This window comes from Pseudomonas peli (assembly GCF_900099645.1).
Taxonomy (GTDB): domain Bacteria; phylum Pseudomonadota; class Gammaproteobacteria; order Pseudomonadales; family Pseudomonadaceae; genus Aquipseudomonas; species Aquipseudomonas peli.
This window is the reverse complement of sequence record NZ_FMTL01000004.1, coordinates 103,193-124,665: the sequence shown is the minus strand read 5'-3', so window position 1 is coordinate 124,665 and position 21,473 is coordinate 103,193. Positions and strand designations below refer to the sequence as shown.

Annotated in this window: 20 protein-coding genes; 11 read left to right on the top strand and 9 right to left on the bottom strand. The window is 62.4% G+C overall.

Annotated features, from left to right (window positions below):
* Positions 1-135: 135 nt before the first annotated feature.
* On the top strand, positions 136-1,320 hold the full coding sequence (locus BLO50_RS17735; protein ID WP_090255426.1) for a multidrug effflux MFS transporter: 1,185 nt from the start codon (positions 136-138) through the stop codon (positions 1,318-1,320).
* 2 nt (positions 1,321-1,322) lie between these two features.
* On the opposite strand, the gene BLO50_RS17730 is transcribed toward BLO50_RS17735, so the two are convergent.
* The 4 genes from BLO50_RS17730 to BLO50_RS17715 form a co-directional block, all read right to left on the bottom strand.
* On the bottom strand, positions 1,323-1,502 hold the full coding sequence (locus BLO50_RS17730) for a hypothetical protein (protein ID WP_090255424.1): 180 nt from the start codon (positions 1,500-1,502) through the stop codon (positions 1,323-1,325).
* Positions 1,503-1,682: 180 nt separating this feature from the next.
* Positions 1,683-3,524 (bottom strand): PAS domain S-box protein, encoded by a 1,842-nt coding sequence (locus tag BLO50_RS17725; RefSeq protein ID WP_090255422.1) that lies wholly within the window; start codon positions 3,522-3,524, stop codon positions 1,683-1,685.
* Between the two features lie 146 nt (positions 3,525-3,670).
* Positions 3,671-4,687, bottom strand: coding sequence for a zinc-binding alcohol dehydrogenase family protein (locus tag BLO50_RS17720; protein WP_090255420.1), 1,017 nt, complete (start codon positions 4,685-4,687; stop codon positions 3,671-3,673).
* 11 nt (positions 4,688-4,698) lie between these two features.
* Positions 4,699-4,992 (bottom strand): putative quinol monooxygenase, encoded by a 294-nt coding sequence (locus BLO50_RS17715; RefSeq protein WP_090255419.1) that lies wholly within the window; start codon positions 4,990-4,992, stop codon positions 4,699-4,701.
* Between the two features lie 105 nt (positions 4,993-5,097).
* Here BLO50_RS17715 and BLO50_RS17710 point away from each other — a divergent pair, with 105 nt between their 5' ends.
* The 10 genes from BLO50_RS17710 (at position 5,098) to BLO50_RS17665 (ending at position 15,704) form a co-directional block, all read left to right on the top strand.
* Positions 5,098-6,015, top strand: a complete 918-nt coding sequence (locus tag BLO50_RS17710; RefSeq protein ID WP_090255417.1) for a LysR family transcriptional regulator — start codon at positions 5,098-5,100, stop codon at positions 6,013-6,015.
* Positions 6,016-6,097: 82 nt separating this feature from the next.
* Complete coding sequence (locus tag BLO50_RS17705; protein ID WP_090255415.1) at positions 6,098-6,484, top strand: DUF2946 domain-containing protein; 387 nt, start codon at positions 6,098-6,100, stop codon at positions 6,482-6,484.
* Positions 6,485-6,609: 125 nt separating this feature from the next.
* The gene (locus BLO50_RS17700) at positions 6,610-8,655 is read left to right on the top strand and encodes a TonB-dependent receptor family protein (protein WP_090255413.1); all 2,046 of its coding nucleotides are present in this window, start codon (positions 6,610-6,612) and stop codon (positions 8,653-8,655) included.
* The gene (locus BLO50_RS17695) at positions 8,652-10,091 is read left to right on the top strand and encodes a hypothetical protein (RefSeq protein ID WP_090255411.1); all 1,440 of its coding nucleotides are present in this window, start codon (positions 8,652-8,654) and stop codon (positions 10,089-10,091) included. Before BLO50_RS17700 ends, BLO50_RS17695 begins: the two co-directional genes overlap by 4 nt.
* A 46-nt stretch (positions 10,092-10,137) precedes the next feature.
* Positions 10,138-11,517 (top strand): PepSY-associated TM helix domain-containing protein, encoded by a 1,380-nt coding sequence (locus BLO50_RS17690; RefSeq protein ID WP_090255409.1) that lies wholly within the window; start codon positions 10,138-10,140, stop codon positions 11,515-11,517.
* 89 nt (positions 11,518-11,606) lie between these two features.
* Positions 11,607-12,089 carry a copper chaperone PCu(A)C gene (locus BLO50_RS17685; protein WP_090255407.1) on the top strand — a complete coding sequence of 161 codons (483 nt, stop codon included), beginning with the start codon at positions 11,607-11,609 and terminating at the stop codon, positions 12,087-12,089.
* Positions 12,090-12,220: 131 nt separating this feature from the next.
* Entirely contained in the window at positions 12,221-12,592 is a 372-nt protein-coding gene (locus BLO50_RS17680; protein WP_090255405.1) for a DUF2946 domain-containing protein, read from the top strand.
* Positions 12,593-12,673: 81 nt separating this feature from the next.
* Positions 12,674-14,767: a TonB-dependent copper receptor gene (locus BLO50_RS17675; RefSeq protein ID WP_244152911.1), complete on the top strand. Its 2,094-nt coding sequence runs from the start codon at positions 12,674-12,676 to the stop codon at positions 14,765-14,767.
* Positions 14,768-14,904: 137 nt separating this feature from the next.
* Positions 14,905-15,171 (top strand): PepSY domain-containing protein, encoded by a 267-nt coding sequence (locus tag BLO50_RS17670; RefSeq protein WP_090255403.1) that lies wholly within the window; start codon positions 14,905-14,907, stop codon positions 15,169-15,171.
* On the top strand, positions 15,171-15,704 hold the full coding sequence (locus tag BLO50_RS17665; protein WP_090255400.1) for a cytochrome b/b6 domain-containing protein: 534 nt from the start codon (positions 15,171-15,173) through the stop codon (positions 15,702-15,704). The genes BLO50_RS17670 and BLO50_RS17665 overlap by 1 nt, the downstream gene beginning before the upstream one ends.
* Before the next feature lie 78 nt (positions 15,705-15,782).
* On the opposite strand, the gene BLO50_RS17660 is transcribed toward BLO50_RS17665, so the two are convergent.
* The 5 genes from BLO50_RS17660 to BLO50_RS17640 all read right to left on the bottom strand — a co-directional run bounded on the left by BLO50_RS17660 (position 15,783) and on the right by BLO50_RS17640 (position 21,466).
* Positions 15,783-16,730: an adenosine deaminase gene (locus tag BLO50_RS17660; RefSeq protein WP_090255398.1), complete on the bottom strand. Its 948-nt coding sequence runs from the start codon at positions 16,728-16,730 to the stop codon at positions 15,783-15,785.
* A 141-nt stretch (positions 16,731-16,871) separates the two neighbouring features.
* Positions 16,872-17,840: a 2-oxoglutarate and iron-dependent oxygenase domain-containing protein gene (locus BLO50_RS17655; RefSeq protein ID WP_090255396.1), complete on the bottom strand. Its 969-nt coding sequence runs from the start codon at positions 17,838-17,840 to the stop codon at positions 16,872-16,874.
* A 302-nt stretch (positions 17,841-18,142) separates the two neighbouring features.
* Entirely contained in the window at positions 18,143-19,225 is a 1,083-nt protein-coding gene (locus tag BLO50_RS17650; RefSeq protein WP_090255395.1) for a BMP family ABC transporter substrate-binding protein, read from the bottom strand.
* Positions 19,226-19,418: 193 nt separating this feature from the next.
* A complete protein-coding gene (locus BLO50_RS17645; protein ID WP_090255394.1) occupies positions 19,419-20,345 on the bottom strand; it encodes an ABC transporter permease in 927 nt (308 codons plus the stop codon).
* A 23-nt stretch (positions 20,346-20,368) separates the two neighbouring features.
* A complete protein-coding gene (locus BLO50_RS17640) occupies positions 20,369-21,466 on the bottom strand; it encodes an ABC transporter permease (RefSeq protein WP_090255392.1) in 1,098 nt (365 codons plus the stop codon).
* Positions 21,467-21,473 lie beyond the last annotated feature (7 nt).

The following is a 21,473-nucleotide window of genomic DNA, read 5'->3' as shown; positions in this document are numbered from 1 at the left end:
CTTTAACGTGGGGCGTAGGTTGACTTGCAGCGCACAGCGCAAGTCAACCGGCGCCTTTTTTGCTTTCCTGGGTTCTCTCCGAGCAGGCCATATGCGCTGAGCCTGCCTCTGTTACCACTTCTTGTCTGGACACCCATGCCGTTACGTCTTTTGTTGGTTCTCGGTGCATTAAGCGCTTTTGGCCCGTTGGCTATCGATTTTTACCTGCCGAGCTTCCCAACCTTGGCACGTGCATTTGCCACGGACGTGGAGCACGTGCAGCTGTCGTTGGCAGCCTACTTTGCCGGCTTGGCCATCGGTCAACTGGCCTACGGCCCACTGGCAGACCGCTTTGGTCGGCGTAAACCTCTGCTGGTCGGCGTCATGCTGTTCAGCCTGGCATCATTGGCCTGTGCCCTGGCGCCCAGCCTGGAATGGCTCATTACTGCACGCTTTGTACAGGCCCTGGGCGGTTGCGCCGGGATGGTGGTATCGCGGGCGGTGGTGCGCGACCTGTGTGATCCGATCAGCTCGGCCAAGGTGTTTTCCCAGCTGATGCTGGTGATGGGCCTGGCGCCGATTCTCGCGCCGCTTGGCGGTGGGTTGCTGCTCAGTACACTGGGTTGGCCGTCGATTTTTATCTGCCTGACGCTGTTCAGCTTTATCTGCCTATTGGCAGTGGCAAGGTGGTTGCCGGAAACCCTGGCCAAAGACGCACCGCCTGCGCCTTTGCGTGGCGCGTTGGGGGAATACAGGCGGCTGTTCGCTGACTTGCCGTTTATGGGGTACGCGTTGACCGGCGGCTGTGCGATCGCCGGGATGTTTTCTTATATCGCCGGCTCGCCATTCGTATTTATCGAGCTGTATGGCATCCCCGCCGAGCATTACGGCTGGCTGTTCGGCAGCAACGCCCTTGGCTTTATTCTGGTCGCGCAGCTGAACGCCTGGTTGGTGGCGCGGCACGGACCGGCGTACTGGCTAGGCAAGACCGTGTGGTTCTACCTGGCTTGTGGTCTGGCGCTGCTACTGGTGGCACTGGCCAAGCCACAAGCCTTGTGGCCGCTGCTGATTCCCTTGTTCGGCTGCATTGCCAGCTTGGGCATTCTTCTGCCCAACGCCTCGGCCTGCGCCATGGCGGGGCAGGGTAGCCATGCCGGCAGTGCGTCAGCGCTGCTGGGTAGCCTGCAATTCGTGATCGCCGCCAGTGCCGCCGCCATGGTTGGCGTGTTGCATGACGGCAGTGCCAGGCCGATTGCCGTGGTGATATTCAGCTGCGGGGTCTTGGCCGTGAGTTTTTCCCTCTTTACCCGTTGGGTCGAGCGTGGTGTGGACCGCGCTTAGGCTCAGCTGGCCGCCCGCCGATGCGCCACAGGCAATTCATGTGGCGCACTGAGGCGTGCTTGCAGGGTGCTGACAAACTGGCGTGCTTCACTTTCACTGCGAAAGGTCACACTCTGCTTACCTAAGCAGACTTGCCAGCCGGGACCTGCGGCCGTTTTGACCGGTTGGATCATGACATTCATCGCCGAGCCTCCTCTGTAAGAACCCGTTATGAACCCTCGGTGGCTGTTAACGCCCAGGCATTGCCTAGCTACAGCGCGAGCGGTGGTAATTAGGTTTTCGGAGAAGCCAGTCTAGTTGCTCGGTATGAACTTTCATTGACCTGTAACAAATCAATCACCGCTGACCTGCCTTCGGGCAGATCAACTCACCCGCGTGGCACTGAACTGCACGGCGAGCCCCGCCAGGCGAGTGAACTCAGTAACCAGGGCGATATCGGCTGCGCTGGGTCGGGTTGGTTGCGGGTAGTAGATGCCAAAGGTACCCAGCACCTGACCATTGTCATCTTTGAATGGCAGTGACCAGCAGGCGTGCAGACCAGCAGCCAGGGCAACGTGTTGGTAATCGCGCCAATAGGGGTGCTGGCTGAGGTCTTCGGCGATCACCAACTCGCCACTCGCGGCCGCATGCCCGCATGAACCCACTTCCATCGCGGCTTCAACGCCCTCGATGGCTTGGCAATAGGCGTCCGGCAAACTCGGTGCGGCACCTATACGCAGGCGCTGATGCTCGTCGAGGAGCATGATCGACACGCGCATCTGCGGTTGCAGGCTTTCCAGGCGCCGGGTGATGCCGCTGAGAATGTTGCACAGTGGGTGCAGCCCCAGCAGTTCGTCGAGTACCGCATTCCGGGCCTGCTGCAGGTGTTGCGTCTGATAGCGCTCATGCACGTCGTGCAGGCTGCCGTGTAGCGTGTGTTCGAGCTTGCTCAGATTCAGCTGCAATTCAACCTGCCGAGCTTCACCCTTGTGGGTGAGCAATTGGCACTCCAGGCGCAGGCTGTTCAGCTTGCCGCTGCGCAGTTCTTCCAGGCGTTGGCGCAAGGTGCCTTGGCCCAGTTCCGGCATAAAGCGTTGCAGTGGGCTGCCCAGGCTTTCGTGGATCGGGTAACCGCTGATCTGCGCCCAGGCCGGGTTGAGGAAGCTCAGTTTGTCGTCGGCATCGGTGATAAAAATCGCATCCCCCAAGTGCTCGACCAGCGAACGGTAGCGGCTCTCGCTGACTTGCAGCTCGCTGTCCATTTTCTTCTGTTCGGTGAGGTCGATATCGACGCAGTACAGCTCCAGCTGATCGAGGCTGTTGCGTAGCATCAGGTGGCTGGAGTAGACCCAGACCAGGCTGCCGTCTTTGCGTTGTAATTGCACCTCAGCGGCGGGAATTGGTGGGCCACCGACCTGCCACAGGTTGATTGCGCTGGCCACCTTGCTGCGCGCCGGCAGCGGCACGATCAACTCCTCCAAGCGGCGACCTATGGCCTCATGCACGGCATAGCCGTAGAGCTGGGTGCTGGCCTGGTTCCAGTAGATCACCCGGCGTTCGCGGTCGTAGCCTTGCACGGCAATCCGTGGGGTTTGCTCGAACAGCTGGCGAAAGCGCTGCTCGCTCTCGCGCAGGGCGCTCTCGTCGCGTTTCTGCGTGCTGATATTTTGCACTGTACCGAGGATGCGCCCGTACTCGTCGACTTCCCCGCGCAACATCAGCCAGGTGGTTTGCTGCGGCTGCGATTGCAGCAGACGGGCGCTCACTGTCATGGCGCTGCGACCCTCCAGCAAGGCGTGCAGGGCGCGTTGTACGGCAGAGCGTTCGGCGGGGTGCAACCAACTCAGCAGCTGTTCGACGCTGCCTTGCTGGTTGTCGAGATTGCGGCCGAACAGGCTCAGGGCTTCCTCGCTCCAGTGGAAACCGTCGCGGTACTCCCAGCTGCCGAGCCCGGCGTTGCGTTGGGCCTGCTGCAGCACGCGGCTGTTGTGGGTGAGTTTTTCAAGTAGTTGGCGTTGCGCCTGCCGGTCACGTCGGCTGAGCAGGAAGATCAGCCCGCTGCTGAGCAGAATAAACAGCAGGCCTTTGCCGGTTTGCAGCTCGGCTACCCGTTCGCTGTCCATGACCCATGCGTGCAGCAGGTAGTCGCTGCCGAAAATCCACAGGGCGCTGAACAGGATATATACGCCAGCCAGGCGCAGTGGGCCTTGAAGATCGGGTCGCATCCCTTACCGCCAATGGCTAGATAGGTCGAAAAAGTGAACGGGCGAAGACAATGCAATGAGTCTAGTCGGCCCCTAGTCGAATGCAGGGCGCGCGGTAAAAAAGCTGCCCGGCTCGCGATGTGCGCGCCGGGCTCGCTTTGGATCTGTTAGAACCCTTCGAGAACGATCTTGCCCTTGGCCGTGCCGCTCTCCAGCAGAGCGTGAGCGCGGCGCAGGTTGGCAGCGTTGATACTACCGAAGTGCTCGCCGAGGGTGGTGTGCAGGGTGCCGGCATCCACCAGTTCGGCAACCCGATCCAGCAGGCGATGCTGTTCGATCATGTCCGCCGTTTCGAATAGCGAGCGGGTAAACATCAGCTCCCAGTGCAGCGACAGGCTTTTGCGCTTGAGCTGCATGATGCCCAGCGCTTGCTCCGGGTCGTCGATCAGCGCCAGGCGGCCCTGTGGGGCGAGCGCTTCGACCAGTTGCGCGAAGTGCTGATCGGTCTGGGTCAGGCTGGCGACGTGGGTGACCTGATTGATACCGATGCGTTTCAACTCCTCGCTCAGCGGCTGGCGATGGTCGATCACATGGTGCGCGCCCAGCTTGCGGACCCAGGCTTGGGTTTCCGGGCGAGATGCTGTGCCGATCACGGTCAGGCCGGTAAGTTGACGGGCCAGCTGCACCAGAATCGAACCGACGCCACCGGCGGCGCCGACGATCAGCAGGCTCTGGCCCTGGTCAGTGTTGCCCTGGGTGATTTGCAGGCGCTCGAACAGCAATTCCCAGGCGGTGATTGCGGTCAGCGGCAGGGCGGCTGCTTCGGCAAACGGCAGGCTCTTGGGCATACGCCCGACGATGCGCTCGTCCACCACATGCAGCTCGCTGTTGGCCCCGGCGCGGTTGATCGCCCCGGCGTAATACACCCGGTCGCCGGGCTGGAACAGGCTGACTTCGCTGCCCACCGCCTTGACGATACCGCTGGCATCCCAGCCCAGCACCTTGGCAGCGCCGTCTGTTGGAGCGACGTTGCGGCGGATCTTGGTGTCCACCGGGTTGACCGAAATGGCCTTGACCTCGACCAGCAGATCGCGCGGGCCGGGCGTGGGCGCAGGCAGTTCGACATCCTGCAGGGCGTCGGCGTGGTCGGCGGGCAGCGATTGGTAATAGGCGACAGCTTTCATGAAGGTGCTCCTTAGAGAATGCGGTGCATTAATTGATGGTCGACCTGTTCCAGCAGGCTGCCGCAGGTTTCGCCGAAGTGCAGAAAATGCGCGGTTTGCTGGTGCGCGCTGAGGGCGGCGGCGTCCAGCCATTGCTCAACCATGATGAAGCGGTTGGCCTGCTCCTCATGGCGGTGCAGGTTGTATTGCAGGCAACCGGCTTCGGCCTGGCTGGGCGGCACCAGCTGGCGCAGACCGGCTTCAACTGCCTCGGCATGGCCGGGGCGTGCGGTGATAGTGGCGATCAGGGTGAGTGGGCTCGACATGACTGGGCTCCGGTTCAAGATGTGGCCATGCTCGGTTATTTGATTGACGAGAAAAACCGTCAGCTACTAGAGTCTCTTTCAATATTTTTTTGATAATGAATCGCCATGCTGCGTTTTGATGATTTGCAGTTGTTCGTCTCTACCGCCGATCTGGGCAATCTTTCGGCGGCAGCGCGGCGGCTGGATATTTCTCCGGCGGTGGCCAGTGCCGGGCTTAAACGCCTGGAGCAGCAACTGCAGGTGCGTCTGTTTAGCCGCTCCACCCGCAGCCTGCGGCTGACGCCCGAGGGCGAGCTGTTTCTCGGTCACGCGCGCCTGGCCTTGCAGAGTCTGGACGACGGCCGGCAGCAACTGGCCGGTAGCAAGGTTGGAATCAGTGGGCCGCTGCAGCTGTCCGCACCCTCGGACTTTGGCCGTAACACCTTGCTGCCTTGGCTGGATGCATTTCAGCAGGCGCACCCGCAGGTGCAGTTGCGCCTGCTGCTCGGTGATCGCGTGGCCGATCTGTTTCGCGAGCCGGTGGATATTGCCCTTCGCTATGGGGCACCGGAGGATTCCAGCCTGGTTGCCCTGCCAGTGGCTGCACTGAATCGGCGCGTGTTATGCGCTGCGCCGCAGTACCTGCACAAGCATGGTGTGCCGCAATCGGTGGAAGCGTTGGCGGGGCACAACTGCCTGCTCTATATGCTCGGCGGGCGCCTGCATGACCGCTGGCGCTTCAGCGATGGCAAGCGCGAGCAGGGCATCAGCGTCAAGGGTGACCGGGTCAGTGACGACGCCGACGTGGTGCGGCGCTGGGCGGTGAGTGGCGCCGGGCTGGTGTACAAATCCTGGCTGGATGTGGCTGGCGACGTGCGTACCGGGCGGCTTCAGGTGCTGCTACCTGAGCTGCGCGGCGAGCCGACACCGCTCAACCTGATCTGCGCGCACCGTGCACAACTGAGTAAGCCGGTGTTGTTGCTGCGTGAATTCGTGCAAGCACGCTGCGCAGAGTTGTTGGCGGATGCGCCTTGGCCGAACTAAGATTGCCGCCAGCGCGCTGCGGCAATCCATCGCAGTGCGGCTGCGTCACATGCGCCCCAGAGCAATGCTAGAGTCGCGCCCCATGAAATTGACCCGTACTGACCGTCGCTTACTGGCCTGGATGCTGTATTTCAGCGTTCTGTTCAGCGCGTTCGCCTGCAGTATTGGTCACGGGCAGATGGCCGGCCTGCAGCTCAGCGGGCTGAGCAGCCAGTACTGCTCCTTCGAAGGCAACTTCGGTGCGGGCGCGGATCTGGATGGCTCCGGCGTTGTTGCGCCCAATCCCGCCACCGGCTCCGGCTGTTCCCTGAGTTCCACCTTCAGCGCGATCATCCTGGCGGCGCTCTTTGGCCTGCTGGGTTTGCTGGCCCCTAGCCGCGCGCCACTGCTGACCTTCTTCTTCACCCCGCGACCTGTCCGCTACCTCTGGCCTTCGGCCAATCCCCGCGCATCCCCCGTTCTGGCTTGAGTTGCCTTTGCTGCGGCCGCATTTGCTTGCCGCGCTTATTACTTGAGACCAGATAAAAAACTGCGTTTGTCGGTGCCCAAAGCCTGCATTTAGGCGGCCCCGATAAGCCGAAGTTGGGGAAGTGCATGCGTCAGATATCCGTAGTCAGTCTGCTGGCCGTCAGTGTCAGCCTGGCCAGTTCCGCCTTTGCCGAACATCTCAAGCTGGAAGACAGCACGGTGATTGGTCAGCAGCATGGGGATGCCACTGCGCCGAGCATTGCCGAAAAGCGCGCCGAGTTTGCGCGGATTCCCGGCGGCGCCAGCGTGATCGATGGCGAAACCTACAAGACCGGCCGCGCCAGCTCGCCGCAGGATGCCCTGGGCCAGGCCACGGGTGTGTACATTCAGTCGCGCTCCGGCGCCGAGGAATCGCGTCTGTCGATCCGTGGCTCTGGCCTGCAGCGCACCTTCCACCAGCGCGGCATTCTGCTGATGCAGGACGGCGCGCCGCTGAACCTGGCTGACGGCAGTGGCGATTTTCAGGCCATTGAGCCGATTGCCCTGGACCATATCGAGGTCATGCGCGGCGCCAACGCCTGGCGCTATGGCGCCGCCAACCTGGGCGGTGCGATCAACTTCGTCACGCCCACCGGCAAGACCGCGCCCACGGTGCAGCTGCGCACCGAGGCCGGCAGTTTCGACTACCAGCGCATCTTCGGTGCGGTGGCTGAAGACTTTGGCGACTGGGATGCCTACCTGAGTTTCTCTGACTATTCCCAGGACGGTTTTCGCGATCACGCGCGCCAGGAGAACCAGCGCTATTTCGCCAATATCGGCGGGCGCATCAACGAGCGCTTGTCGACCCGCTTCTATATCAGCCATGTGGAAACCGATTCGGAAATCCCCGGCAGCCTGACCAAAGCGCAGCTGCGGCGTAACCCCGAGCAGGCAGCGCTGAGCACGGTGACCGGCGATAACAAGCGCGACTTCACCCTCAATCGCATCGGCAATATCACCACCCTGCAACTGGACGGCGGCCACAGCCTGGAATTGTCGAGCTTCTATAGTGAGAAATCGCTGTGGCACCCGATCTTCCAAGTGCTGGAAGTCGACAGCGAAGATGTCGGCGTGCGCCTGACCCACAAATGGCACAACAGCGACGGCTGGCGCTGGAACGCAGGCGTGGAGGCGCTGCAGGGCCGCAATCAGGCGGAAAACTACGTCAACGTCGCCGGTAAACGCGGCAACCAGGTGGATCGCCAGGTGCAGACGGCGCGCAGCCTGAATGCCTTTACTGAGCTGGAAGTGCCGCTGGCCGAAGACTGGGCGCTGATCGGCGGCCTGACCTGGCTGCACAGCGAGCGCGATATCGATGACAAGCTGAAAAGCAGCTTCAACTTCGTCGGCATGCCGACTGGCTTTCAGGATGCTTCATTTAACCGCAGCTACAGCGCACGCATCGGTCGTATCGGCCTGCGCCACGACCTGGCAGACGGCGTGCAGCTGTTTACCAGCCTCAGCCAGAGTTACGAGCCGCCGACCTTTAGCGAGCTGACCGGTGGCGCCATTGTCACCGAGAACGAGGCGCAGAAGGCCACCACCCTGGAAGCCGGCATGCGCTTCACCCAGGGCAATCTGGACCTGGACCTGGCGGTGTACCGCAGCGAAATTCGCGACGAGTTGCTGGGCTACGTCAACCCGCTCAACCCGACGCAGGTGGTCACCACCAACGCCGACCGCACCGTCCACCAGGGCATCGAGTTCGGTGGTGCCTGGCAGCTGGGTGAGGTGGTGTTGCGCGGTCAGTACCTGCTCAATGACTTCCGCTTCGACAACGACCCGGCCTACGGCAACAACCGCATTGCCGGGGTGCCGAGCCAGTTCCTCAAGGGTGAGGCGCTGTGGCAGCGCAATGGCTGGTATGCCGGCCCAACCGTCGAGTGGGTGCCGGTGCACTACGCCGCCGACCACGCCGAATCGCTGTATGCCGAAGCCTATGCAATCTGGGGCTTGAAGGGCGGTTATCGTCCACGTGAAGGCCTGGGCTTCTTTGTCGAAGGGCGCAACCTCTCCGACAAGACCTATATCTCCACCACAGGCGTTGTGGCCAACGCCAATGGCCAGGATGCCGCGCTGTTTATGCCCGGTGACGGTCGCAGCCTGTATGTCGGCCTGGAGTGGAAGCTTTGACGGCGGCCCTGCAAGCACAAGAGCTACCGCGCCTGACCTGGCGCCAGCGCCTGCTGCGGCTGATGCCGTGGCACAAGCGCCTGGCGCTGCTGGCCTGCCTGGGCATCTTCAGCTGGGCGGGCAGCGGCATGCTGCACCCGCTGATGGGCTACCTGCAGCCGCGTCCGCAAACCATGGCCACACCGCAACAGGTGTTGCCGCTGGATCACCTGCGCAGCCCTGCGCAGGTGCTCGGCGCGGCGGGTGTTGCACAGGTGCAGGGCTTGCGCCTGCTGGTACTGGCCGGTGAGCCGTATTACCAGGCGCGCCTGGCCGGCGAGCTGCAGCCGCGTTATTGGCATGCCCGCAGTGGTCAGGCGGTCGAGCTGGTAGCGGCCCATGCCGAGAGCCTGGCACGGCATTATCTGGGTCGTGACGAGCCGCTGGCTTACGCCGGCAGCATCGAGCGGTTCACCGGTGAATATGCCTTTATCAACCGCCTGCTGCCGGTAGCGCGGGTCGACACCCAGCGCGATGATTCGTTGCGCCTGTATGTCGACCTGTTCCATGACCGCCTCGGCACAATGGTGGACGAGCGCAAGGCCTGGTTCAGCGCGTTCTTCCAGACGATGCACCGCTTTCGCTGGCTGGATGCGGCGGGCCCGTTGCGGCCGGTGCTGATGCTGGTGTTGCTGGCCTCGATTGTCTCGGCGACGCTGTTCGGTGTGGCGCTGTTTATCGCCCGTCGGCGTGCCCGTACCTTCAACCGCCGGCTGCATGGCTGGTGGGGGCTGGGGCTCGCTTTAGCGACGTTGAGCTTTGCCAGCAGCGGTGCCTGGCACTTGTTGCACAAGCAAGGTGCGCAGCCCTGGCCAGCGCCGTTTGTGCCGAGCTTTAACGTGGCCGAGCTGGACAAGGCACCGGCGGCCGACTGGCTGCTGGCCGGTGAAGAGCTGTACATGCTCAGCCTGCTTGAGCTCGACGGTAAACCGATCTGGCGCGCCCAGGGGCAGCAGTTCGCCAGCATGTCCAGCCTGCATTACCTGGATGCTCAGGGCCGTGAGCTGGGCAATGACACGCCGCGCCGTTATGCCCAGCAGCGCCTCGATCATTACGCCAAGTCCCTGGGGTTGGGTGAGGCGCAGACGCTTACGCTGCAGCACAGCTTTGACCATGAATACGGCTTCGTTTTCAAACGCCTGCCGGTGTTCAAGGCCAGCTATGCCGATGCGCACAACACCGCGCTGTTTATCGACCCGTTAGACGGTGCCCTGGCCAGCCGCGTGCAGGATGCCGACCGCACGGAAGGCTGGGCCTTCGCCTACCTGCACAAGTGGGAATTTCTCGCAGGCTTAGGCAATGGCTACAAGCACCTGCTGCTGGGCATCGTCGCGTTGGCACATGTGCTGTTGGCGCTGGTGGGCCTGAGCCTGCTGCGCCGAGGGCAGCACCGATGAACCGCTGCCGATCCATCACTGATTGTGGCCATGCCTGGAGTTGAATATGCAGAAGCCGACGACGCCGAACATCTCGTTCTACAACCTGGCCTGGCGCTGGCATTTCTATGCCGGGCTGTTTGTGATTCCGTTTCTGATCCTGCTCTCGGTCACCGGCATCATCTACCTGTTCAAGCCGCAACTTGACCAGCTGATGTATGCCGAGCTGCTGCAGGTCACGCCTGCCGAGCAGGCGATCTCGGCGGATCAGCAGCTGGCGTTGGTGCGCCAGGCGTATCCCGGGGCGAACATCAGCCAATACCTGCCGCCGCTGAACGCCGAGCGCAGTGCGCAGTTTGTGCTGGAGGCGGAGGGTCAGAGCCTTAATGTGTTTGTTGACCCTTACAGCGCCAGGATTCTTGGTAGCCAGGATGCGCTGCTCAATCTGCAGGCCATCGCCCGCCAGCTGCATGGCGACCTGATGGTCGGCACCCTGGGCGATCGACTGATCGAACTGGCCGCCGGTTGGGGCATCGTGCTGGTGGTCTCCGGTTTGTACCTGTGGTGGCCGCGCGGGCGTTCCGGTGCGGGCGTGCTGTGGCCAAGGCTGAGTGCTCGTGGGCGTTTGTTATGGCGTGACTTGCACGCGGTGACAGGCTTTTGGGGCTCGCTGCTGTTGCTGTTTATGCTGCTCACCGGCATGACCTGGACCGGCTTCTGGGGCGCACAGTTTGCCGGCGCCTGGAACCACTTCCCGGCGGCGATGTGGGACGACGTACCGCAGTCCGGCAAGCTCACCGGCAGCATGAACACCAGCAGTCAGCAGACCGTGGCCTGGGCGGTGGAAACCACACCACTGCCGGCTTCCGATCCACACGCCGCGCATAACGGCCATGCCACTGCCGAGACGCCTGCGGCCCCGGCCAACCTGCTGCAGTACGTGGTCGACACCGCCGCTGAGCGCGCCGTACAGCCGGGTTACAGCATCACCCTGCCGAAAGGTGAAACCGGGGTGTACAGCATCGCGCTGTTTGCCGACGACCCGCGTAACGACGCCACCCTGCATATCGATCAATACAGCGGTGCGGTGCTCGCCGATGTGCGTTGGAAGGATTACGGCGTGGTGGCGAAAACCGTGGAAACCGGGGTCATGCTGCATGAGGGCAAGCTGTTCGGCTTGGCCAACCAGTTGCTGATGCTCGCGGTCTGCCTGCTGGTGCTGCTCAGTGCGATCAGCGGCCTGATCATGTGGTGGCAACGCCGGCCGAGCGGCAAGCTCGGCGTACCGCCGCTGCGCCACGACCTGCCACGCTGGAAAACCGCGATTGTCATCATGGGCCTGCTGGGCGCGGCTTTCCCGCTGGTGGGCGCATCCCTGTTGCTGATCTGGGCGTTGGACTGGCTGCTGCTCTCGCGGCTGCCTAAGCAACGCCTGGCCAACGGCTGAATGGATTAACCGGCGCGGGCTTGGCCCGCGCCAAGGCTTCGCGTTACAACACGTGTTATGGACAGTCAGTCCACTTTTGGAGGAATACCATGCTGCTGAAAAAGACCCTGCTGATTGCCGCTCTGCTGAGCCCGAGCCTGTTTGCCAGCGCCCACGAATACAACGCCGGCGAGCTGCATATCGAACACCCCTGGTCGCGGGAAATGCCGGCCGTAGCGCCGACGGCGGCCGCTTATTTTGTGGTGCACAACAAGGGCACCGAAGCGGATCGCCTGCTCAGCGCCAGTACCCCGGTGGCCGGGAAGGCCGAGCTGCACGAACATATCCACGCCGATGGCCTGATGAAGATGCAGCAGGTGCAGAACGTGGCGATTCCTGCTGGTGGCGAAGTGAAGTTCGAGCCGATGGGCTACCACGTCATGCTGTTCAACCTGAAGCAGCAGGCCAAGGACGGTGAGCGCTTTCCGCTGACCTTGACCTTCGAGAAGGCTGGTGCGGTCGAAGTGGAAATCGCCGTACACAAGGACGCCCCTGTCGGTGAGAAGACCCATGGCGAAGGCCACGCGCACTAATCTGCGCACCCAGCCCCGCTGCGTTGTGGCGGGGTTGCTGTTGTTCGGTGATGTTCACCGTCATTGATTTGCATCAGCCGTCCTGCTCAGGCCATTAGTCATACTCGGCGCAGGATTCTTGAGTTGTCGTGATGCCCCGCAATCGCTCCTTCACCGCCGATTACCGCGCAAGCTGGCTGGCCCTGTTGGCCATGCTGTTGCTCAGTGTCGGGCCGTTGCTGTCGCAGCTCACTGCACCGGCTGCACCGGCCTGGCTGACGGAACTGGCCTGCGGGGAGGATGTCGGTAGCCATGACAACCCGCTGGATCACGACGCGCTGTGGGCCAAGTGCGGCTATTGCACCCTGTTGCTCAACAGCCCAGCCACCGGTTGTGCCAGTCCAACGCTAGCCCTGACGGCCGTTGCGCCTGCTGATCGGCATAGTGCGCCGGTACGCAGCGGCGTTGTCCGCTCAGCTATTTTCCCTGGTTCGCGCAGCCGCGCACCGCCTGCCTATTCCTGATCGCCATTGCCCTGTTGCCTGTGCGGGTACCGTTGAGCGGTACCGGCCATTCCCTGGTTCTGTCTCGATTCTGGAATACCTATGTCTACTCGTTCGCTTTTGATCAGCGCTGCACCTTTTCGACTGGCGCCGCTGTGCGTCGGCCTGTTGTTGGCCGCTCAGGCGCATGCCGCGCAAACCACTGAACACGACCCGGAGCAGCATGCACTGCAATTGCCGCCCTCGGTGGTCACCGCCGTGCAGCAAAGCTCGCCGCTGACCGTGGTGGCCGACCCCAAGGACCCGCGCCAACCGGTGCCGGCCAGTGATGCCGCGGATTATCTGAAGACCATCCCCGGTTTCTCCGCGATTCGCAGCGGCGGCAGCAACAGTGATCCGGTGCTGCGCGGCATGTTCGGCTCGCGCCTGTTGCTGCTCACCGACGGCGGGCAGATGCTTGGTGCCTGCCCCGGGCGGATGGATGCACCCAGCTCGTATATCTCGCCGGAAACCTTCGACCTGCTAACCGTCAGCAAAGGCCCGCAAACGGTGATCTGGGGCCCAGGTGCCTCGGCCGGTGTGGTGCGTTTTGATCGCGAGCCGGAGCGTTTCGGCGAGCTGGGCGCGCGGTTGCATGCCAGCGTGCTGGCGGGCTCCAACGGCCGTTTCGACCAGACCCTGGATGGTGCTGTGGGCGGTGAGCAAGGCTATCTGCGGGTGACCGGTAACCGCTCGCACTCGGACGATTACGACAACGGTAACGGCGACACCATCCCCTCGCGCTGGGATAAATGGAACGGCGACGTGGCCCTGGGCTGGACGCCGGATGACGATACGCTGATTGAGCTCACCGCCGGCCGTGGCGATGGCGAAGCGCGCTATGGCGGCCGCAGCATGGACGGCACCCAGTTCAAGCGCGAAAGCCTGGGCCTGCGCGTGGAACGCAGCAACCTTGGTGGCGTGCTGGATAAGGTCGAGGCCAAGGTCTACTACAACTACGCCGACCACATCATGGACAACTTCCGCCTGCGCATGCCCGACCCGACCAGCATGATGAGTGGCCCGATGGCCGCCCAGGTTGACCGCCGCACCCTGGGTGCACGCCTGGCCGCCACCTGGGCGTGGGAGGATGTCGAGCTGATCACCGGCGTCGATGCCCAGCGCAGTGAGCACCGCCAGCGCAGCTCCACCCTGAGCATGATGGGTAACTACACCGACGCCGATCGTTTCCCCTGGGACAAGGACGCGCTGATGCACAACTACGGCCTGTTCGCCGAGTCCACCTGGCGTCTGACCGAGCGTGATCGACTGATCTCAGGCGCGCGCCTGGACCGTGCCACGGCCAAGGATTTGCGGCCGAGCTTTAGCGACATGATGGGCATGTCGACGCCCAACCCGACGGCGCGCGAAACCCGCGCTGACACCCTGCCCAGCGGCTTCGTGCGCTACGAGCATGATCTGTCCGGCTCGCCGACCACCGTCTATGCCGGTATCGGCCATGTGCAACGTTTCCCTGACTACTGGGAGCTGTTTTCCGCCGGCCTCAATGGCCCGGCTGGCGCGGACAACGCCTTCGACGGCATCAAGCCGGAGAAGACCACCCAGCTGGATGTCGGTATTCAATACCAGGGCGACGCCCTGCAGGCCTGGGCCTCGGCCTATGTCGGTCAGGTGCGTGACTACATCCTGTTTGACTACCGCGGCATGAGCACCCAGGCCGACAATATCGATGCGCGCATCATGGGCGGCGAGCTGGGTGTGGCCTATGACCTGACGACCAACTGGAAGACCGATGCCACCCTGGCTTATGCCTGGGGCAAGAACAGCAGTGACAGCGAAGCACTGCCGCAGATGCCGCCGCTGGAAGCACGCCTGGGCCTGACCTATCAGCGTGACGATTGGAGCGTCGGCGGCCTGTGGCGGGTGGTCGATGGCCAGGGCCGCATTGCGGACGGGCGTGGCAACGTGGTGGGGCAGGATTTCAGCGACAGCGCCGGCTTCGGCGTGCTCTCGCTTAACGGTGCTTACCGTGTAACCAAGCAGGTCAAGCTCAGCGCCGGGGTGGATAACCTGCTCGACAAACAATACGCCGAGCACCTCAACCTGGGTGGTGATGCCGGTTTCGGCTTCCCTGCCGATACCCGGATCGACGAGCCAGGCCGGACGTTGTGGGCCAAGGTCGATTACGACTTCTGATCCTGATAGATCTGGCGTGTTGGCAAAGGGCTCATCATTTGATGGGCCCTTTGCGTTTCCTAATACAGCCTTAAGCTTGCCGCGCGACAGTAGTCCCCGCAGACACACAACTTCCCCTGCATCACGAGGACTTCACCATGCGCAAATTGCTTCTGCTGTCTCTGGTACTGGCCAGCCCGCTGACCTTCGCCGCCACCCAATGCACGACCGCCGACAAGGCGCAGTGGCAGGACCAGGACAAATTCCAGGCTGACCTCAAAGCCCAGGGCTACGAGATCAAGAAGTTCAAAGTGACCGGTGGCAACTGCTACGAAATCTACGGCTTCAACAAAGAAGGCCAGAAGGTCGAAATCTACTTCGATCCGGTCAGCGGCAAGGTCATCAAAGGCGGCGTTGAAGACTGATGAACAATGCCACCACACGCCTCTGGGACCCGCTGGTCAGGTTGTTCCATTGGTCTCTGGCGAGCGCTTTCTTGGCCAATTACTTCTTCACCGAAGAGGGCGAGAACTGGCACCGCTGGTTCGGTTACTACGCCGTGGCCTGGCTGGCGATCCGCCTAGTGTGGGGTTTTATCGGCTCACCGGCTGCGCGCTGGGCGGACTTCTGGCCGACCCGGGCGCGCCTGGCCGAACACCTGCGGGCATTGCTCAGTGGACGTGATTACCACCGCATGGGGCATTCCCCGCTGGGCGGCTTGGTGATGATCGGCATGATGCTGTTGATGCTCGGCCTGGGTGTGACCGGCTTTCTGATGGAGGAGGTCGATTACTTCTGGGGCGCTGATTTACCGCTGGATATCCATGAATTCTGCGCCGATGGGCTGATGGCCCAGGTGGGCCTGCACATCGCGGCGGCGCTGTTTGAAAGCTACCGCCTGAAGGAAAACCTGCCGTTGTCGATGGTCACCGGCAAGCGGCGCAAGCTGGATCACTGAGTTTTTATCTGTCGCGGCTGAAGCCCGGCCCACAGCGTATACGCACTGTGGGCCGGGCTTCAGCCGCGATGATTTTGCTTAAACCAGGCGCGCATCCAGGCTGTTTTGCGCCAGGCGTTTTGCCTGCTCCTGGGTCATGCCCAGGCTGTGGTGCAGGGCGGCGAAGTTCTCGGTGACGTAGCCGCCGAAGTAGGCCGGGTCGTCCGAGTTCACCGTCACCTTCACCCCGCGTTCGAGCATCTGCAGGATGTTGTGCTGGCGCATATCGTCGAATACGCAGAGCTTGGTATTGGACAGCGGGCAGACGGTCAATGGGATCTGCTCGTCGATAATGCGCTGCATCAGGCGCTCGTCTTCGATGGCGCGCACGCCATGGTCGATGCGCTCAATCTTCAGCAGGTCCAGCGCTTCCCAGATGTATTCGGGCGGGCCTTCCTCACCGGCGTGGGCGACGGTCAGCAGGTCTTCGCTGCGCGCTTTATCAAACACTCGCTGGAACTTGCGTGGCGGGTGGCCCATCTCCGAGCTGTCCAGGCCGACGGCGATAAACGCATCGCGGAATGGCATGGCTTGCTCAAAGGTTTTAAAGGCTTCTTCTTCGGACAGGTGGCGCAGAAAGCTCAGAATCAGACCGTGGCTGATGCCCAGCTGTTTCTCGCCATCGACCAGCGCCTGTTTGATGCCGCGCAGCACCACTTCAAAGGGAATACCGCGGTCGGTGTGGGTCTGCGGGTCGAAGAACGGCTCGGTGTGGATCACGTTCTGCGCCTTGCACTTGAGCAGGTAGGCCCAGGTCAGGTCGTAGAAATCCTGCTCGGTGCGCAGTACATCGGCACCGGCGTAATACAGGTCGAGAAATTCCTGCAGGTTGTTGAACGCGTAGGCACTGCGCAACGCTTCGACGTCGTTCCAGGGCAGGGCAATCTTGTTGCGCTCGGCCAGGGCAAACAGCAGTTCAGGCTCCAGCGAGCCTTCCAGATGCAGGTGCAGTTCGGCCTTGGGCAAGGCATTGAGCCAGTCGTACATGGTCAGATCTCGTTATCAGGCGTGGTCGCGACAAAGTTTAACCGTAAGGACAGGATTTCGCCGAATCAGCCGGGCGCTAAATCACCTTGGCCGCGCCACGCTGTCGCGGCCAAGGCCGCTCCTACCGCGAGCGGTGCGGTGTTATGCGCCGGCCTGTTCTTCACGCCGATAAGCATAGGTGTCGGCAAAGCGCGACAGCAGGTACTCGGCGCTGGTCACGGATGGATACTGGGGTGGATTGGCGGCGTCCGAGCAATTCGGCAGGCAGCTGATTTCGGTGTCCGGGTGCGGTTCGGCGAAGAACGGCATGGAGTAGCGATCCACCCCCAGCGGACTGATCACCCGGTGCGGGGTTGAGGTGTAACGGTCGTTGCTCCAGCGCGCGAGCATGTCGCCGATGTTCACCACAAAGCTGCCGGCAAGCGGCGGCGCGTCGATCCACTGGCCATCGCGGTGGCGCACTTGCAGACCGCCGGCGTCGTCCTGGTAGAGCAGGGTGATGCAACCGTAATCAGTGTGCGCCCCGGCGCCTTGCTGTTCGACGCTGCTGGCGGTGTGGCGCGGCGGGTAGTGGATCATGCGCAGCACGCTGATCGGCTCATTGAAGCGCGTGTCGAAAAATTCGCGGTCGATATTCAGGGCAATGGTCATGGCGCGCAGCAGGGTTTGCGCCAGCGCCTGCATATCGGCGTAGTGCTGCTCCATCAGTCTGGCCCAGCCGGGCAGATCGGGATGCCGATTGGCCCCGCGCAGCGGTTTACCGGCCAGCACCTCGGGGTGATTGAGGTCCATATGGAAACCCATATCGAAGGTTTCCTTGAGATCGCTCGGTTTGCTCGGGTCCAGTTGCTCGGTGGCAATCGCGCCGTAGCCGCGGTGATGGGCGGTCTGGGTGATGTCGATCTTGAGCTTTTCTGCAGCCGGCAGGGCGAAGAAGGTTTTGGCGGCGCTCAGCAGTTCGGCGATACGCGCCGGGCTGATCGGGTGGCCGGTGATATAGAAGAAACCCCAGTCGCGGCAGGCTCGGTCAATCTGCTCGGCCACGGCGGGCCAGGCGGTTGGATCGGCTGAGTAAAGCGGGGCGATGTCAATAATCGGTAGGGTGTTCATAGAGGCTCCGGGTGGGGCGGTGCTGCGAGTCTTCTCGTACTAAGGAGCCTGTCGAACTCAACACTGTTCTGCTGCGGAAAATCCGGATTTGGCCACTTTTGTGGCTTTCCCTCGTTAAATAGCGCGCTATTCGCCTCGGTAAACCCACAAAACTGCCTCAAACCGGCCTTCCCTCGCGACGAACGGTTGAGCCCGACAGGCTCCAAGCAGCGAAAAAGGGCGCCTCTATTTATAGGGCGCCCTGTGATGCGGTTCTGCCGGTGAGGCAGGGACGGCATCGGTTTGATGTGTGTGAGAGGGGCTTACTTCGGCAGTTCAGCCTTTACGTTTTCCACGTAGTAGTTCATCGAGGCCAGTTCGGCGTTGGTCGCGGCGACGCCGGCCGGGATTTTCTCGACGCCGCTCTGGTCCTTGATCGGCCCGGTGAACGGGTGGAAGGCCCCGCTCTTGATGTCGGCGATGATCTGCTCGGCTTCGGTTTTCACATCCGCCGGCACCAGGTCGCTGATCGGCAGGCGAATGGTGTCTTCAGCCAGGCCGCCCCAGAAATCCTGTGGTGCCCACTTGCCGTCGATCACCGCCTGAGTGGATTTGACGTAGTGCGGGCCCCAGTCGTTTACGATCGAGGTCAGTACGGCCTTCGGCCCGAAGTGCGCCATGTCCGAGGCGTAGCCCACGGAGTAAACGCCACGACGTTCGGCAGTCTGGATAGGCGCTGGGCTGTCGGTGTGCTGGAACACCACGTCGACACCCTGGTCGATCAGCGCGTTGGCCGCATCGGATTCCTTGCCCGGATCGAACCAGGAGTTGACCCACACCACCTTGATTTCGGTGCCGGGGTTGTACTTGTCCAAAGCCAGCTGGATGGCGTTGATATCGCGGATTACTTCCGGGATCGGGAAGGAGGCGACGTAGCCGACTTTCTTGGTCTTGGTCATCTTCGCCGCGAGGAAGCCTCCGACATAACGGCCCTCATAGGAACGCGACAGGTAGGTGCCGAGGTTCTTGTCCTGCTTGTAGCCGGTGGCGTGCTCGAAGGTCAGCTTGGGGAACTGCTTGGCGACTTTTAGCGTCGGGTTCATGTAGCCGAACGAGGTGGTGAAGATCAGGTCATAGCCGCCCTTGGCCATGTTGCGAATCACCCGCTCGGCGTCCGCACCTTCAGGGACGTTTTCCACGTAGCTGGTTTCAACCTTGTCGCCGAGCTGTTTGATCACCGCCTGACGGCCCTGCTCATGCTGGTAAGTCCAGCCGTGGTCGCCAATCGGGCCAATGTAGACAAAGCCGACCTTCAACGGATCGGCGGCGGATGCGCCCAATGTGGCGCTAAAGCCAAGGGCGGCAACGAGGGTGCGCAGCAGCGGTTTTTTGCTCTTCTCGAACATGGTTGGCGGAACTCCGATGTGTGTGGGTACGTTGTTGTTAAACAGCTGCCAGTTGGATTGCAAAAAGCTGACCAACTGGACAATTAGCGCTGCGCGCCGCGTAAAAACGCAGAACCCCGCCGAAGCGGGGTTCTGTGGAGGTGCTGTGCTGGTGCGTCAGGTGCGGCTTGTGCTGCCTACTGGTGCGTGGGGGTCAGTGCCCTGGCTGCCAGGGCTTGCCCAGTGATACCGGGGCAAACAGGCGTGTCTTGATCGCGTCGCGCGACAGCAGGACCAGCACCAGGATGGTCGCCACATAGGGCAGCATCGCCAGCAGGTTGGAAGGGATCGACAGGCCGATGCCCTGTGCCACCAGATGGATGATGCTGGCCAGGCCGAACAGGTAGGCGCCGAGCAATACGCGGAATACCCGCCAGCTTGCAAATACCACCAGCGCCAGGGCGATCCAGCCGCGCCCAGCGGTCATGTTTTCCGCCCACATCGGCGTATAGGCCAGCGACAGGTAACCGCCCGCCAAGCCGGCCATGGCACCACCAAACAGCACTGCCAGGGTGCGTACGCGCAGCACCGGCAGGCCCATCGCGCTGGCCGCGTCGGGGTTTTCACCGACCGCCTGGATGATCAAACCGATGCGGCTTTTCAGCAGCACCCAGGCCACTAAACCGAACAGGGCGAAGGACAGGTAAACCAGAATGTCCTGGGCAAACAGCATGCGCCCGATCAGCGGAATTTCACTGAGCAGCGGAATGGCGATGGGCTCGAAACCGGCCAGCGGTTTGCCGACCCAGGCCGCGCCGACAAAGGTGGAGAGGCCGACGCCGAAGATGGTCAGCGCCAGCCCGGTGGCCACCTGATTGGCGTTAAAGCCCAGGGCCACGGCGGCGAACAGCATCGACAGCAGCATGCCGGCGCTCATCGCCAGCAGCACGCCGAGCCACAGGTTGCCGGTACTCAGGGCGACGATAAAACCGATCACCGCGCCGAACAGCATCATGCCTTCCTGGCCGAGGTTGAGCACACCGCTCTTCTCACAGATCAGTTCACCCAGCGCCACCAGCAGCAACGGCGTACCGGTGCGCACCATGGCGTAGAAAATATTGCTTAACAGGTCGAGGTCCATCGGGAATTCCTACAGATACGTTGTCAGGCCATTGCTTCGGCGTTGGTTGTGCGCTGCGCCCACTTCAGCTTCAGTCGTGGCCGATAGAGGATCAGTACGTCGCAGGCGAGCAGGAAGAACAGCATCATTCCCTGGAACAGTTGGGTGATCGCCTGGGGCAGGTTCATGGTCATCTGCGCGTTCTCGCCGCCCAGGTACAGCAGTGCCATCAGCAGGCTGGCGAACAGAATGCCGAGCGGATTCAGGCGGCCGAGAAAGGCCACGGTGATCGCCGCGTAGCCGTAGCCCGGCGATACCTGCGGCACCAGTTGGCCAATCGGCCCAGCCACTTCACCGACACCGGCCAGCCCGGCCAGGCCGCCGCTGACCAGCAGGGCAAACCACACCAGGCGCTTTTCGCGAAAACCGACAAAGCCGGCGGCGCGGCGGTCGAGGCCGAGCACCTTGATCTGAAAACCGAGAAAGCTCTTGTGCAGCAACACCCACACCGCCACCAAGGCCAGCAAGGCGAAGTACAGGCCGGCATGCAGGCGACCGTCTTCACTCACCAGCGGCAGGCGGCTGGCATCACCAAACATCGCCGACTCAGGGAAGTTGAAACCGGCCGGGTCTTTCAACGGGCCATGTACGAAGAACAGCAGCAGGTTCAGCGCGATGTAGTTGAGCATGATGCTGGTGAGGATTTCGTTGGCATTGAACTGCGTGCGCAGCCAGGCGGTCAGGCCGCCCCAGGCTGCACCCGCTGCCACGCCGGCGAGCACCACCCAGACCAGCGCCCAGCGGCTGTCCCAATCGATGATCTGGATCGCCATGGCGCTGCCGGCCAGTGCGCCGAGCAGCAGCTGACCTTCTGCGCCGATATTCCAGATACGCGCCTGATAGGCCACGGCCAGGCCGAGGGCGCAGAGCAGAATCGGCAGCGCCTTGACCAGCAGTTCGGAGACGCCATACCAGTCGGCCAGCGGCGCAATCAGCAGGGTGTGCAGGGTGTCCAGCGGGTCGTGGCCGAGCAGGGCGAACAACAGCGCGCCGCTGCACAGGGTCAGCACGGCGGCGAGCAGTGGCGATAACCAGAGCATGGCGCGCGATTGCTGACCACGCGGTTCGAGGGATAACAGCATGGAAAAC